The sequence below is a fragment of the Pseudoxanthomonas sp. 22568 genome, assembly GCF_052044485.1.
Classification (GTDB): domain Bacteria; phylum Pseudomonadota; class Gammaproteobacteria; order Xanthomonadales; family Xanthomonadaceae; genus Pseudoxanthomonas_A; species Pseudoxanthomonas_A beigongshangi.
Map to the genome: position 1 here is coordinate 1 of NZ_JBQENC010000006.1, position 12,565 is coordinate 12,565.

Annotated in this window: 10 protein-coding genes; 8 read left to right on the top strand and 2 right to left on the bottom strand. The window is 66.5% G+C overall.

The window, feature by feature from the left end; genetic code table 11:
• The first annotated feature begins 133 nt into the window (after positions 1 to 133).
• Positions 134 to 517, top strand: a complete 384-nt coding sequence (locus tag ACTJI2_RS09120) for a RidA family protein (protein WP_440841888.1) — start codon at positions 134 to 136, stop codon at positions 515 to 517.
• 27 nt (positions 518 to 544) lie between these two features.
• Here ACTJI2_RS09120 and ACTJI2_RS09125 read toward each other — a convergent pair whose 3' ends face one another.
• Complete coding sequence (locus ACTJI2_RS09125) at positions 545 to 1,588, bottom strand: AraC family transcriptional regulator (protein ID WP_183644351.1); 1,044 nt, start codon at positions 1,586 to 1,588, stop codon at positions 545 to 547.
• Between the two features lie 168 nt (positions 1,589 to 1,756).
• Between ACTJI2_RS09125 and ACTJI2_RS09130 the strand changes: the two genes are divergently transcribed.
• The 7 genes from ACTJI2_RS09130 to ACTJI2_RS09160 all read left to right on the top strand — a co-directional run bounded on the left by ACTJI2_RS09130 (position 1,757) and on the right by ACTJI2_RS09160 (position 11,684).
• Complete coding sequence (locus tag ACTJI2_RS09130; RefSeq protein WP_440841889.1) at positions 1,757 to 2,968, top strand: parallel beta-helix domain-containing protein; 1,212 nt, start codon at positions 1,757 to 1,759, stop codon at positions 2,966 to 2,968.
• A 5-nt stretch (positions 2,969 to 2,973) separates the two neighbouring features.
• Positions 2,974 to 4,161, top strand: coding sequence for an SO2930 family diheme c-type cytochrome (locus tag ACTJI2_RS09135; RefSeq protein WP_440841891.1), 1,188 nt, complete (start codon positions 2,974 to 2,976; stop codon positions 4,159 to 4,161).
• A 41-nt stretch (positions 4,162 to 4,202) separates the two neighbouring features.
• Positions 4,203 to 6,638: a TonB-dependent receptor gene (locus ACTJI2_RS09140; RefSeq protein ID WP_318288537.1), complete on the top strand. Its 2,436-nt coding sequence runs from the start codon at positions 4,203 to 4,205 to the stop codon at positions 6,636 to 6,638.
• Positions 6,639 to 6,717: 79 nt separating this feature from the next.
• Complete coding sequence (gene recG, locus ACTJI2_RS09145) at positions 6,718 to 8,820, top strand: ATP-dependent DNA helicase RecG (protein WP_203323487.1); 2,103 nt, start codon at positions 6,718 to 6,720, stop codon at positions 8,818 to 8,820.
• Between the two features lie 67 nt (positions 8,821 to 8,887).
• A complete protein-coding gene (locus ACTJI2_RS09150; RefSeq protein ID WP_183644340.1) occupies positions 8,888 to 9,826 on the top strand; it encodes a nucleoside hydrolase in 939 nt (312 codons plus the stop codon).
• Between the two features lie 86 nt (positions 9,827 to 9,912).
• Positions 9,913 to 10,155, top strand: a complete 243-nt coding sequence (locus ACTJI2_RS09155; RefSeq protein ID WP_141453991.1) for a type B 50S ribosomal protein L31 — start codon at positions 9,913 to 9,915, stop codon at positions 10,153 to 10,155.
• A gap of 239 nt (positions 10,156 to 10,394) precedes the next feature.
• Entirely contained in the window at positions 10,395 to 11,684 is a 1,290-nt protein-coding gene (locus ACTJI2_RS09160; protein ID WP_141453990.1) for a citrate synthase, read from the top strand.
• 149 nt (positions 11,685 to 11,833) lie between these two features.
• On the opposite strand, the gene ACTJI2_RS09165 is transcribed toward ACTJI2_RS09160, so the two are convergent.
• Positions 11,834 to 12,487 (bottom strand): hypothetical protein, encoded by a 654-nt coding sequence (locus ACTJI2_RS09165; RefSeq protein ID WP_192197279.1) that lies wholly within the window; start codon positions 12,485 to 12,487, stop codon positions 11,834 to 11,836.
• Positions 12,488 to 12,565: the final 78 nt, after the last annotated feature.

A 12,565-nucleotide genomic window follows, 5' to 3' on the forward strand; every position in this document is an offset into this window, starting at 1 on the left:
GTAGGAGCGACGTGAGTCGCGACCCGGTATGCCCGACGGTTTCCGGTCGCGACTTACGTCGCTCCTACAAAGCGGCTCGGTGGGTCGTCCGCGCCTCGGTTAAAATCCCCGCCTTTCCCGTCAGGAGCGCCCCATGAGCAAGCAGATCATCCACACGGAACAGGCGCCCGCCGCCATCGGCCCGTATTCGCAGGCGGTGCGCGTCGGCAACACCGTGTATTTCTCCGGGCAGATTCCGCTGGATCCGGCCACCGGCAACCTGGTCGAGGGCGACATCGAGGCGCAGGCGCGCCGCGCGTTCGATAATCTCAAGGCGGTGGCCGAGGCGGCCGGCGGTTCGCTGGGCGACGTCGTCCGCCTGGGCCTGTACCTGACCGACCTGGGCGAGTTCGCCAAGGTCAACGCGGTGATGCAGGACTACTTCCAGGCGCCGTTTCCGGCGCGCTCCACCATTGAGGTGGCCGGCCTGCCCAAGGGCGCGGCGTTCGAGGTTGACGCGGTGATGGTGGTCGGCTGACCGCCCGCCGTTGACCCCGGCGCGCGATCACACCATCCGATCGCGCGCCTCGCTGGGCGTGTGCCCGGTCCAGCGCTTGAACGCGCGGCGGAATTCGCGTACGTCGTTGAAGCCCAGCTGGGTGCCGATGTAGGCGATGGTCAGTTCGCGATCCTGCAACAATTCCAGTGCGCGATCGGTGCGTACCCGGTCGTGGATGTCGCTGAAGCGCTGGCCTTCGTCGGCCAATTGCCGGCGCAGGGTGCGCTCGCTGAGGTGCAGCGCGGTCGCGATCTCGGTCATCTGCGGGTTTTCGCGCAGGCGTGGTCGCAGCTGTCGTTCCACCGCCGCGGTCGCCTCGCCCGAGGTCGCCACCGCCGCCAGTTGCGCGTGGCACAGCGCCAGCACCTGCTGCGAACCAACCGGGTTGTAGCTGGTGAACGGCAGCGAGAACCAGCTGCGATCCACCAGCATCCGGTTCTGGCCCTGGCGGAACCGCACCTCGCATTCGAACATCCGGCTGTATTTGCTGGCATAGGCCGGAGCGGGGTAGGTCAGATCCAGCCGCACCGGATGAAATTCCGGGCCGGCCAGTTCCCGCGCCAGCATCAGCACGCTGGAAAACATCTCCTCGCATAGGAACGGCAGGATCTCCGGCAGATCCAGCGGCGTGGTCGCCACCACCGACACCACTTCGGGATCTTCCTGCAGCAACTGCAGGTCCATCAGCGGCCCCAGGTTGCGCTGGTAGGTCAGGCCGATGTTGACCGCCTCGCCGAAATTCGGCGCCATCCGCATCGCCAGGCCCAGCAGGCCGAAGTTGGCGCCGTTCTGGTTGCCGCCCAGGGTCAGGCCCACGTCCTCGATGGGCAGGGTCGGCAGCGCGCGGCGGATGACCTCGGTCGCCTGCCGGTAGGAGACCCGTGCCAGTGGATCCTGGATCTCGCGCGGGGTCAGGCGGAGCCCGCTGAACCAGGACTCGCAGTTCACGCCCAACTCGCCCGCCAGCAGCACCAGGCTGCACAGCATGTTGGTCGGCAGGTTGGCGATGGACAGGCGATTGCCCCCGTCCAGGCCCAGTTTACGGCGCATCGAAGCCCCTCCAGCTTGTCCGCTTTGCCCCCCCAAGTATGCCGCTCCTGCCCTACTTCAGGGAAACCAGTGGGACAAGACTCTCAATTACTGAATTCGCACGCGTATGGTGGCCGCCGGCCGCCGCGCGAGGACCGGGGAGGGAACGCGATGCAGCGGACGATGTTGATGGCGGGTCTGGCACTGGCGCTGGCCGCCTGCCAGCCGAAGGGCGACGAACAGGCACCGAAGGCGGATGCGGCCAGCACGGACTTCGCCCGGAAACTCCACGAGCGGCTGCTCGACGCCAAGCCCGGCGAGGTCATCGAGATTCCCGCCGGCACCTATCATTTCGATCGCAGCCTGACCCTGCGCGCGGACGGCGTGACGATCCGCGGCGCCGGCATGGACAAGACCGTGCTCAGCTTCAAGGGCCAGAAGGCCGGCGCCGAGGGCCTGTTGGTCAACGGCGACGACTTCGCCATCGAGAACCTGACCATCCAGGACTCCAAGGGCGATGGCCTGAAGATCAGCGAATCGGAGAACATCACCATTCGCGGGGTGAAGGTCGAATGGACCGGCGGTCCCAGCACCAAGAACGGTGCCTACGGGCTGTATCCGGTGCTGACGAAGAACGTGCTGATCGAGGATTCGGTATCCATCGGTGCCTCGGATGCCGGCATCTACGTGGGCCAGTCCGACGGCGTCATCGTGCGTCGCAGCCGCGCCGAGAAGAACGTGGCGGGCATCGAGATCGAGAACACCATCAACGCCGACGTCCACGACAACGTCGCCACCGGCAACACCGGCGGCATCCTGGTGTTCAACATGCCCGGGCTGAAGCAGCAGGGTGGCAACATCCGCGTGTTCAACAACAAGGTCATCGCCAACAACCACGAGAACTTCGGCGCCAAGGGCACGCCGGTGGCGAGCGTGCCGGCCGGTTCCGGCATCGTGGTCAATTCCAACGACGACATCGAGATCTTCGGCAACGAGATCCGCGACAACGCGACCACCAACATCATCATCTCCAGTGTCTACTCCACCGGCTACAAGGATTCGAGCAAGTCGGAAACCTTCGATCCGTATCCGGAGCGCATCTATGTGCATGGCAACACCCTGTCCGGCGGCGGTGATTCGCCCGACGGTTTCGATCTGAAGGCGCTGAAGGTGGCGATGTACGGGTTGCGCGGCAACTTCCCGGACGTGCTGTGGGATGGCTATTTCAACAAGGACCGCAAGGTCGATGGCCAGGCGCGTGGACCGGAAATCTGCCTGCGCGACGTCAGCGGCGTGATCAACGCCGACGGCCCCGGCGGCTACAAGAGCCCGAGCAAGGACACCCGGTCCCATCAGTGCGAACTGCCGCGCCTGCCGGCGGTGGACCTGAAGCGGGGTTGATCACGATGCGGAAGTACCGGGCCGCGTGGATGGCCATCGGCGCGCTGTTGGCCGCCGCGTTGATCACGAGCTGCAAGCGTCAGCAGGAAGTGACTTTCTTCGCCGAGGGCCAGCCGGCCAGCCTGGACGACTGGCACGTGCTGCGCATCGAGGACGGCCGGCTGCGCCTGAATGGCGGCGTCGTGCCCTACGATCTCAACACCCCGTTGTTCAGCGACTACGCGCACAAGCTGCGCACCATCTGGATGCCGAAGGGCAAGGCGGCGGCCTATCGGGCCGACGCCGCGTTCGACTTCCCGGTCGGCACCATCATCAGCAAGACCTTCTACTACCCGCTGCCGGAAGGACAGGCATGGGATGGCCGCTCGGTGGCGCGCACCCCGCCCTCGGCCAGCGTGTTGAAGCAGGAGTCGCTGGACCTGTCGAAGGTGCGCCTGATCGAAACCCGCCTGCTGGTGCGGCGCGAATCGGGCTGGGTGGCAATGCCGTACGTCTGGAACGAAGCCCAGACCGAAGCCACGCTCAAGCGCACCGGTGATCTGATCTCGCTGGAACTGGTCGACGCTTCCGGCAAGCGCGAGGAAGCGTCCTACCAGGTGCCCGACCAGAACCAGTGCGGCGGCTGCCACATGACCGACAACCGGTCGCGGCAACTGTCGCCGATCGGGCCGAAGGCGCGTCATCTGAACCGGGATTTCGACTATGGCGATGGTCGCGAGAACCAGCTCGCGCACCTGGCCCGGATCGGCTACCTGACCGGCGCGCCCGCACCTGCACAGGCACCGCGCGATGCCGACTGGATGGACACGAACGCCGGCCTCGACGCGCGCGCGCGCGCCTACCTGGACGTCAACTGCGGGCATTGCCACAGCCCGACCGGACCGGCGATCACTTCCGGCCTGTGGCTGGACGCGGGCACCCGGGAACGCCTGAAGCTGGGTTTCTGCAAGCAGCCGATCGCCGCCGGCAAGGGCACTGGCGACCGGCGGCATGACATCGAGCCGGGCAAGCCGGACGAATCGATTCTCAGCTTCCGCATGGACAGCGCCGATCCGGCGGTGATGATGCCGGAACTGGGGCGCTCGGTGGTGCATCGCGAAGGCGTGGAACTGATTGATGCCTGGATTCGCGCGCAGCATGGCAGTTGCGATGGGGAGGCGCCGGGGGGAGAAGCGGTACCGGCGTCCATTTGAGGGAAACATCCGTAGGAACACAACGCTTCTGGGAGGGAGTGATGAAGTTGAATCAACGGTGTCTGGTGGTGGGGCTGCGGCGCGCCCTGTTCGGAAGCTGTGTGTTGCTGGGCGTGTCGGGTAGCGCATGGGGGCAGGCCGCCGCCGCGCCCGACGATGCGACCACGCTGGACACCATCAAGGTGACCGCGCAGAGCCGCGAGCAGGAACTGAAGGACGTGCCGATCGCGATCAACGTGCTCAACGGCGAGATGATCGACCAGGTCGCGGCCGCCGACATCGGCGACCTGGACATGTTCGTGCCCGGCCTGGAGGTCAGCGACGGCAGTCCGACCCAGCCGCGCTACGCCATCCGCGGCATTTCCACCGGCGACTTCGGCATCGGCACCGATCCGGCCGTGGGCGTCTATATCGACGGCGTTTATTCGGCCCGCACCGGCGGAGCGATGCTGGCGTTCAACGACATCGAGCGCATTGAAGTGCTGAAGGGGCCGCAGGGCACCCTGTTCGGCCGCAACAGCGCCGCCGGCGCGGTGTCCATCATCACCAACAAGCCCAGCAACGTGGCGGAAGGCAATGCCCGCATCCGGGTGGGCGAGGATGGTCGCCGCTATCTGTCCGGATTGTTCAACGTCCCCTTCGGGGAGCGTCACGCGCTGCGCTTCAGCGCACTGTCCAACCACAGCGACGGCTGGATGACCGATGCCGCGACCGGTGATCGGCTCAACCCCGAGGACACGATGGCGCTGCGCGCGGCCTGGCGTTCGGATCTGGGCGAGTCGACCACCCTCAACCTGTCCTGGGACTACGAGAACATCGACCAGCTGGCGCGTCCGGCGGTCGGCCTGGTGGCGCTGGACCCGTATCCGGCCCCGGCTCCGTATCCCGCCAATCCGCTGACCTATCGGAACCCGCTGAAGGCTCCGGTTTTCAACGACGTGGTCCACAACGAGGAATCACGCACCTTCAACGGCCTGACCCTGCAGATCGACCACGCCTTCCCTTGGGGCAGCCTGCAGTCGACCACCGCCGTGCGTGATTTCGACACCGTGAACCGCGAAGACGAGGACGGCACCAACCGCATCAACCTCTATTTCGACACCGCCAACATCGAGAGCAACCGCAGCTACTACCAGGAGTTCAAGTTCTCCGGCGTGTCCGGCAAGTTCGACTGGGTGGCCGGCGCCAGCTGGTTCAAGGAAGAGGCCGACCAGACCAGCGAGACCAACCTGTTCACCGACAGCGTGGGCACCGCGATGGGCAACCTGCCCAACTTTGGCGGCGTCAACATCATCGCGCTGCTGGACCAGGTGCTGGAAGGCGCGGGCCTGCCGCTGCGCCTGCAGGGCCATTCGTGGCGCGAGAGCATGGTCAACCACGGAAAGGCGGAAGCCTACGCGGCGTTCGGCGATGTGATCTGGCACGTCAATGACCGCTGGAACCTGACCTTCGGCCTGCGCCTGACCCACGACCGCAAGGATTTCAGCTGGTTCAACGGCGCGCGCGAGGCGGCGACGCTGGATGCCACCGTGGCGATGCTGGATCAGCAGGGCTTCTTCGAGTTGCTGCAGCAGATGGGCTATCCGGTCAGCGCCGACATGTTCAACACGGACTTCGTATTCGCCTTCGGCGAGTTGGAAGGCGTGAAGAACAGCCGCAAGAAGTCGTGGACCGACCTCAGCCCGCGCTTCGTCGTCGACTACGCGGTCAACGACAACACCATGGTGTTCGGCTCGCTGGCCAAGGGCTACAAGGCTGGCGGTTTCAACAGCGTGCAGCCGCAGTCGCAGTTCGACAACGAGGACGTCTGGAACGCGGAGTTCGGCATCAAGACCGTGTTCCCGGAACAGAAGCTGTCGCTCAATGCGTCCAGCTATTACTACATCTACAAGGATCGCCAGGCCATCAGCCTGGACCTGAACACCGCCGGCTCCGGCGTGCCGCGCTATATCGTCGACACCAGCGACATGCAGGCCTGGGGCGTGGACGTGGACCTGCAGTGGCGGCCGGTCACCGGCCTGGACCTGACCTTCAACACCTCGTTCATCGACGCCACCTACAAGGATGGCCTGTCCACCAATGGCCGTGACATTTCCGGCGATCCGACCGGCGAGCCTTACCTGTCGGCGTCGTTCGGCGCCGGCTATACCTGGAACCTGGGCGACGGCGGCGACGTGCGTTTCTCGCTGCTGCACGCCTACCGCGGCAAGAGCCGCTGCAACGCCGAGTCCGAAACCCAGGGCACCTGCCAGGCCAGCCCGGCTTTCCGCACCGGCGAGGCGCAGAACCGCACCGACATGCGCGTGCAGTGGTCCTCGGCCGATGGCATGTGGGGCGTCGGCGTGTACGGCAACAACGTGTTCGACAAGCGCTACGTGACCGGGGTGAACAACATTTCCGCCTCGGTGCTGGGCACGCCGTTCGCCTCGATCTCGGCCCCGCGCCAGGTCGGCGTGGAGTTCAGCGCCCGGTTCTGATGCCGGCGGGCGGTTCCGGCCGTGCGCCGGAACCGCCGCGGACTGGCAATCGCACCGCGATACCCGGCATGCTTGCACCATGCCGCATGCCATTCCCGGGGCCGACGAGGTGGCCCGTCTTCCGATCGCGTCGCTGAAAGGCGTGGGCGCGCGCATCGCCGAAAAGCTGGCGGCGCGCGGCCTGCTGACCTTGCAGGATCTTTGGCTGCACCTGCCTCTGCGCTACGAGGATCGCACCGCGCTGACGCCGATCCGCGCGCTGCGCCCAGGCGTGCCCGCGCAGTTGGAGGGGCGGGTGGAGGCGGTCGAGCGCGGTTTCCGCTACCGGCCGGTGTTGCGGGTGGCGATCGGCGACGATTCGCATGCCACGGTGGTGCTGCGGTTCTTCCATTTCCGTGCGGCGCAGGTGGCGCAGTTCGCGCCGGGCACCCGGGTGCGCTGCTACGGCACGCCCAAGCCGGGCCAGCATGGCCTGGAGATCGTCCATCCCAGCTATCGCGTGCTCGACGCCGATGCCGAGATCGCCCTCGGCGAGGCGCTGGATCCCATCTATCCGGCCGTGGAAGGCGTGGGGCCGGCCAGCCTGCGCAAACTCGTCGGCCAGGCGCTGGATCGCCTGCCGGACGATGTCGCGCTGGAACTGCTGCCCACAGCCCTGCTGCGTGAATCCGGGCTACCGTCGCTGCGCGAGGCGCTGCTGGTCATGCACCGCCCGCCGCGCGACGCCGATCTGCAGGCCCTGTCACTGGGGCGGCATCCGGCCCAGCGGCGGCTGGCGCTGGAGGAACTGCTGGCCCATCACGTCAGCCTGCGCCGCCAGCGCATCGCCCTGCAGCGCCATCACGCACCGGCGCTGACCGGGCGCGGCACCCTGGCCGCGCAACTGGCGAAATCGCTGCCGTTCCGCCTGACCGGCGCGCAGCAACGGGTGTTCAAGCAGATCCGCGAGGACCTGAAGCTGCCCTCGCCGATGCTGCGGCTGGTGCAGGGCGACGTCGGCAGCGGCAAGACCGTGGTCGCCGCGATGGCGGCGATGCTGGCGGTGGAAGCCGGCCGGCAGGCGGCGCTGGCCGCACCCACCGAACTGCTGGCCGAGCAGCATTTGGCCAACCTGCGGCAATGGCTGGAACCGTTGGGTATCCGGGTCGCGTGGCTGGCCGGCAAGGTCACCGGCAAGGCGCGCGCGCAGGTGCTGGACGAGGTCGCCACCGGCAAGGCCCAAGTGGTGGTGGGAACGCATGCACTGATGCAGGAAGCGGTGACCTTCAAGGACCTTGCCCTGGCCATCGTCGACGAGCAGCACCGCTTCGGCGTGCACCAGCGGCTGGCGCTGCGCGACAAGGGAGCCAGCGGGAAGTCGGTGCCGCATCAACTGGTCATGACCGCGACGCCCATCCCGCGCACGCTGGCGATGGCCGCCTACGCCGATCTCGATGTCTCGGCGATCGACGAACTGCCCCCCGGCCGCACGCCCGTGCATACCGTCGCCTTCAGCGCCGAGCGCCGTCCCGAACTGGTCGAGCGCATCCGCGCCGCCTGCGCCGAGGGGCGCCAGGCGTACTGGGTGTGCACATTGATCGACGACAGCGACGAGGTGATCGCGCAGGCCGCGCAGACCACCTACGAACAGCTCTCCGCCGCCCTGCCGGAACTGCGCATCGCGCTCGTCCACGGACGCATGAAGGCGGCGGAGAAACAGGCGGCGATGCGTGCGTTCAAGCAGGGCGAGAGCGATCTGCTGGTCGCGACCACCGTGATTGAGGTCGGCGTGGACGTACCCAACGCCTCGTTGATGATCATCGAGAACGCCGAGCGCCTCGGCCTGGCGCAGCTGCACCAGTTGCGCGGGCGGGTCGGGCGCGGCGCGGCCGCCTCGACCTGCGTGCTGATGTACCAGGCGCCGCTCTCGCAGATGGCCAAGCAACGCCTGGCGACCATGCGCGAGACCAACGACGGTTTCGTCATCGCCGAGAAGGATCTGGAACTGCGCGGCCCCGGCGAACTGCTGGGCACGCGGCAGACCGGCCTGGCGACGTTCCGGGTCGCGGATCTGGCGCGCGACGCGGCACTGCTGCCGCAGGTGCGCGAGATGGCCGATCGCCTGCTGGCCGAATCGCCGGCGCTGGCCGACCGCATCGTTCAGCGCTGGGTGGGCGGGGCGGTCCGCTACGCGGGTGCCTGAGCACTCGACTTTCGTTCGTCATCCATCGGTGCCAGACTCGCAGGCCAACCGACATGAATGAAAAAAGATGAGCGACAGGATTCCCCTGCTGATTGATACCGATCCCGGCGTCGATGACGCGCTGGCGCTGTTGATGGCGTTCAACGACGATCGTCACGACGTGATCGGCCTGACCATCGCCGCCGGCAACGTCGGCCTGAAACACACCGTGCGCAATGCGCTGAAGCTGTGCGAGATCAGTGGCCGCGCCGACATCCCGGTATTCGCGGGCGCACCCGAACCGCTGCTGCATCCGGCGCCGGACGCCGGCTACGTGCATGGCCAGGACGGTTTCGGCGACATCGGCTACGACGCACCGTCCAAGCAGGCCGAAGCCGAACATGCCGCGCTGGCCATCCTGCGCCTGTCGCACGAACACGCCGGCAAGCTGCTGCTGGTCGCGCTGGGACCGCTGACCAACATCGCGCTGGCGTTGAAGCTGGATCCGACCTTGCCGCAGCGTGTCGCGCGCTTCGTGGTGATGGGCGGCGCGGTAACCTGCCACGGCAACATCACCCCGGCGGCGGAGTTCAATTTCTACTTCGATCCGGAAGCGGCCCACCTGGTGTTCGAGGCGTTCGACCGCATCGAACTCGCGGACTGGGAGGCCACCATCGCCCATGGCCTCCACCACGACCGGGTCGTTGGCTGGCTGCGGGCCGATTCGGACCGGGCCAGGTTCTATGCCGGCATCTCGGAAAAGACCCGGCTGTGGTCGATCGACCGCCGGGGCGACTACTGGTACGCGGCCGACGCCCTGGCCATGGCCTTCGCGCTGGCCCCGGAAGGGACGCTGGAACGGGCCGAACGGCCGCTGGCCATCGAGCTGCAGGGCACCCACAGCCGGGGCGCCAGCGTGGTGGACTGGCGCCGGGAAGGTGGCAAGCCGGACAAGGCCGACATCCTGCTCAAATACGACCAGGAGCGCTTCGAGGCCCTGATCCAGGCCGCCCTGGCCGCCCGCTGAGGCCGGGCAAGGGGCTGGGTTGCACCGGGACGGGAGGGCAGGCTACAATGCCGCTCTTCCCTATCCCGCAACACGGTGTGCCCGCCATGAAGGCCGACATCCATCCCGATTACCGCGAAGTCGTCTTCCACGACGTGACCTCCGATTTCAAGTTCCTGACCCGCTCGACCCTGGGCAGCAAGGAAACCACGAAGTGGGAAGACGGCAACGACTATCCGCTGATCAAGGTTGAAATTTCCTCCGCTTCGCATCCGTTCTACACGGGCAAGCACAAGGTCATCGACACCAGCGGCCGCATCGACAAGTTCCAGAAGCGCTACGCGCGCTGAGCGAGCGGTCGGTTCGTCCTGCAACGGCCGCGCCAGGTGCGCGGCCGTTTGCATTTCCGTCTTTCGCGTAACGCGCGTTGCGCGGCGCCTTATGCTTTGGTCTGAGTTTGGTCTGGAACCGAGCGACGACTCCAAACCGCGTGTGCGATAATCGACGTTATCCGAGGAACCCCCTCCGGACTCCCGTCACACACCGCCCGTGCAAGCGGCCGGTGCTTCCCCACGAAGGAGCGCACACTGTGTCCGAACTCGACCAGGTCACGCTGACCGCCGGCGACAAATCCGTCAACCTGCCGGTCCTGAAACCCACGCTGGGCAACAACTGCGTGGACATCTCCAAGTTGACCAAGGAAACCGGTCTCTTCACCTACGACTCCGGTTTCACCGCCACCGCCAGCTGCAAGTCGGCCATCACCTACATCGACGGCGACAACGGCGTGCTGCTGTACCGCGGTTACCCGATCGAACAGCTGGCCAAGAATTCCAGCTTCCTGGAAGTGGCCTATCTGCTGATGAACGGCGAACTGCCGAGCAAGGCGGAGTTCGAGAAGTTCGATCACGAAGTCACGCATCACACGATGATGCACGAGTCGCTGAAGAACTTCCTGCACGGTTTCCATTACGACGCGCATCCGATGGCGATGCTGGCCGGCACGGTGGCCTCGCTGTCCGCGTTCTACCACGACACCCTGGACCTGGAAGATCCGGAACAGCGCCGCCTGGCCGCCATCCGCCTGATCGCCAAGGTGCCGACGATCGCCGCCGCCGCCTATCGTTATTCGATCGGCTGGCCGATCCGCTATCCGCGCAACAACCTGGACTACGTCAACCGCTTCCTGCACATGATGTTCGAAGTGCCGAGCGAGCCACTGGAACTGAGCCCGGTGGTGGCCAAGGCGCTGGATCTGCTGTTCATCCTGCACGCCGATCATGAGCAGAACGCCTCGACCTCGACCGTTCGCCTGGTCGGCTCCACCGGCGCCAACCCGTACGCTTCGGTCGCCGCGGGCATCACCGCGCTGTGGGGCCCCGCGCACGGCGGCGCCAACGAGGCGGTGCTGAAGATGCTGGAAGAGATCGGCACGCCGGACAAGGTGGACAGCGCCGTCGCCAAGGCCAAGGACAAGGAATCCGGCTTCCGCCTGATGGGCTTCGGCCATCGCGTCTACAAGAACTTCGATCCGCGCGCCAAGATCATCCGCGAGATGACCCACAAGGTGCTGGGCGAACTCGGCGTCAACGATCCGCTGCTGGAAGTGGCGCTGAAGCTGGAAGAGGCCGCGCTGAAGGACGATTACTTCATCCAGCGCAAGCTCTACCCGAACGTCGATTTCTACAGCGGCATCATCTACAAGGCGCTGAAGATCCCGACCGAGATGTTCACCGTCATGTTCGCCATCGGCCGCACCGCCGGCTGGGTCGCGCATTGGCTGGAACAGCAGGTCGACCCGGAAGCCAAGATCGGCCGTCCGCGCCAGATCTACACCGGCTACGATGTGCGCGACTACAAGGGCATCGACCAGCGCTGAGCAATCCGCCGCATCGATGACGCACCGAAACGCAGCGCCCCGCTTTCGCGGGGCGTTTGCTTTTTCAGCAAGGTGAATCGATCGCGTCCTGCCGGGGCGCATTGCGGCGGAAACGGGAAGCAGGGACTCGATGCCGCCCCCTGCCGCGCTCAGCCCTGCATGCCGGACTCGTAACCGGCGATTTCCTCTTCGGCCAGTATCTGCCGCAACTGCGTCGCGGAAGCGCGGCGCATCGGCTTTTCGTCGATGCCCGACAGCGGCGCCTGGCGCAGGGCGTCCAGCGGCAGCACGGTCACGTCGAAACTCAGTTCCTCCGCGCTGAACAGCCATACCGGCGCATCGAGGTTGCGCTCGCGATCCAGGCGCAGCCGGCGCGTGCGGGATTCGGTGGGCATGCGGTTCTCTTCGAGGAAGTGGGCCACGGCCTCCGGATCATCGCTGTGCACATGCAGTTGCACGGCGGCGTTGTTGTCGGACGTGCCATCCAGGACCGGCCCTACCAGCCGGGGCGAGAAGCCATTGAAGAATTCCAGCGCCCTCAGCGCGGCCTCGCGGCGGCGGCGTACGCCGAGCGTATGCGCCTCGCCGACGAACAGGCGCTGGTACTCGCGCAACGCGTCTTCGATCTCCCGGTTGCGGGGCAGCGAGGCGTCGTCGTGGATGCCGAGCCGGTTCGCGGCCTTGAGCTTGGCCTGGTGGAAGTCGCGGATGCCGCCTTCGGCCATCAGCCGGGCGGCCTCGTGGGCAAGCCGCCGGCGGCGCTCGCGGGTGCGGGTTTCGGCGTGCTGACGGGCGTGGTGCATGGCGAGCCTCCGCGTCGAAACTAGCGGCGACTGTACACCAAGGATTGTGAATGTAAATCGGTGGATCACCGGGTGATC

Coding starts and splice junctions, on each gene's coding strand:
- ACTJI2_RS09120 (WP_440841888.1), top strand. CDS start 134: ATGAGCAAGCAGATCATCCACACGGAACAGGCGCCCGCCGCCATCGGC.
- ACTJI2_RS09125 (WP_183644351.1), bottom strand. CDS start 1,588: ATGCGCCGTAAACTGGGCCTGGACGGGGGCAATCGCCTGTCCATCGCC.
- ACTJI2_RS09130 (WP_440841889.1), top strand. CDS start 1,757: ATGGCGGGTCTGGCACTGGCGCTGGCCGCCTGCCAGCCGAAGGGCGAC.
- ACTJI2_RS09135 (WP_440841891.1), top strand. CDS start 2,974: ATGCGGAAGTACCGGGCCGCGTGGATGGCCATCGGCGCGCTGTTGGCC.
- ACTJI2_RS09140 (WP_318288537.1), top strand. CDS start 4,203: ATGAAGTTGAATCAACGGTGTCTGGTGGTGGGGCTGCGGCGCGCCCTG.
- recG (WP_203323487.1), top strand. CDS start 6,718: ATGCCGCATGCCATTCCCGGGGCCGACGAGGTGGCCCGTCTTCCGATC.
- ACTJI2_RS09150 (WP_183644340.1), top strand. CDS start 8,888: ATGAGCGACAGGATTCCCCTGCTGATTGATACCGATCCCGGCGTCGAT.
- ACTJI2_RS09155 (WP_141453991.1), top strand. CDS start 9,913: ATGAAGGCCGACATCCATCCCGATTACCGCGAAGTCGTCTTCCACGAC.
- ACTJI2_RS09165 (WP_192197279.1), bottom strand. CDS start 12,487: ATGCACCACGCCCGTCAGCACGCCGAAACCCGCACCCGCGAGCGCCGC.